This is a genomic window from Kitasatospora sp. NPDC091257, assembly GCF_044757675.1.
In the GTDB taxonomy this organism is placed as follows: domain Bacteria; phylum Actinomycetota; class Actinomycetes; order Streptomycetales; family Streptomycetaceae; genus Kitasatospora; species Kitasatospora lactacystinica.
This window is the reverse complement of sequence record NZ_JBIVVI010001608.1, coordinates 1-1,627: the sequence shown is the minus strand read 5'-3', so window position 1 is coordinate 1,627 and position 1,627 is coordinate 1. Positions and strand designations below refer to the sequence as shown.

At 72.8% G+C, this 1,627-nt stretch carries 1 protein-coding gene; it reads left to right on the top strand.

The features are described 5' to 3' along the window. Positions 1 to 265 precede the first annotated feature (265 nt). A partial coding sequence (locus ACIQOV_RS40695; RefSeq protein ID WP_401056082.1) for a DEAD/DEAH box helicase occupies positions 266 to 1,627 on the top strand: 1,362 nt, incomplete at its 3' end.

The window sequence follows — 1,627 nt, the reverse complement described above, 5'->3', positions numbered from 1 at the left end:
CCCCTGACAAGCACCGCCACCGGCGGTCGCCCCCACGCGAGACGCACAGCGCCGCGTCCGAATCACCCCCCTGCCGTGACATCTCAATTCGAGGTCCTCGCTCCCGCCCATGCCGGTGGGCGCCGACCGCAGGTGGCGTGCCGCACGGTTGCCCCGTCCACGCCCCACCCGTCACAGCTCTCGGCCCGTTCCCTTGCGGTCTCCGTCGGCGCACCGCGCCCCGGAGCCTTCCCCGTGACGTGCCGCCCCGAGGAAGGTCTCCCGCATGAACCGCTCCACTCGCTCCTCGTACCAGAACGCCAACTCCCGTTCCAGCCGCGCCCACGGAACCCGCGCCGGTGGCAGCTCCTTCTACGGAGACCGGCCCTCCGGCGGCCGTACCGCCCGCCAGGGCTCCTCCGCCCAGCATGAGTTCGCGATGCCGGTGAGCACCACCCCGGCACTCCCGGCCGTCGAGGCGTTCGCCGAACTGGACATGCCCAAGGCCCTGCTCTCCACGCTGACCCGGCAGGGCGTCACCGCGCCGTTCCCGATCCAGGCCGCGACGCTCCCGAACTCGCTGGCCGGACGCGACGTCCTGGGCCGGGGCCGCACCGGCTCCGGCAAGACCATCGCGTTCGGCCTCGCCGTGCTGGCCCGCACCGCCGGGCAGAAGGCCGACCCCCGCCAGCCGCTGGCCCTGGTGCTGGTCCCCACCCGCGAGCTCGCCCAGCAGGTCACCGACGCCCTCACCCCGTTCGCGCACGCGGTACGGCTGCGGATGACGACCGTGGTGGGCGGGACGTCGATCGGCCGCCAGGCCCAGGCGCTGAACCGCGGGGCGGAGATCGTGGTGGCCACGCCCGGCCGGCTCAAGGACCTGATCCAGCGCGGCGACTGCCGGCTGGACCGGGTCGACATCACGGTGCTCGACGAGGCCGACCAGATGGCCGACCTGGGCTTCCTGCCCCAGGTCACCGAACTCCTCGAACAGGTCGCCGAAGGCGGCCAGACCCTGCTGTTCTCCGCCACGCTGGACCGCAACGTCGACCGCCTGGTGCGGCGCTTCCTGAAGGACCCGGTCACCCACTCCGTGGACCCGTCCGCGGCGACGGTCAGCACCATGGAGCACCACGTGCTGCAGGTGCAGAACTACGACAAGAACGCCACGATCGCCCACATCGCCTCGCGTGACGGCAGGGTGATCATGTTCACCGACACCAAGCACGGCGCGGACGGCCTGGTCGAGAACCTGCTCGCGAACGGGGTCAAGGCCGCCGCCCTGCACGGCGGCAAGTCCCAGCCCCAGCGCACCCGCACCCTGGAACAGTTCCGCACCGGCCAGGTCACCGCGCTGATCGCCACCAACGTCGCCGCCCGCGGCATCCACGTCGACGGCCTCGACCTCGTCGTCAACCTCGACCCGCCGGGCGACCACAAGGACTACCTGCACCGCGGCGGCCGCACCGCCCGGGCCGGCGAGTCCGGCACCGTCGTCACCCTCGTCCTGCCCAACCAGCGCCGCGCGATGGCCCGCATGATGACCACCGCCGGCATCACCCCCGTCACCACCAGGGTCACCGCCGGTGACGAGGAGCTCGTCCGCATCACCGGCGCCCGGGTGCCCACCGGCGTGCCCGTCGTGATC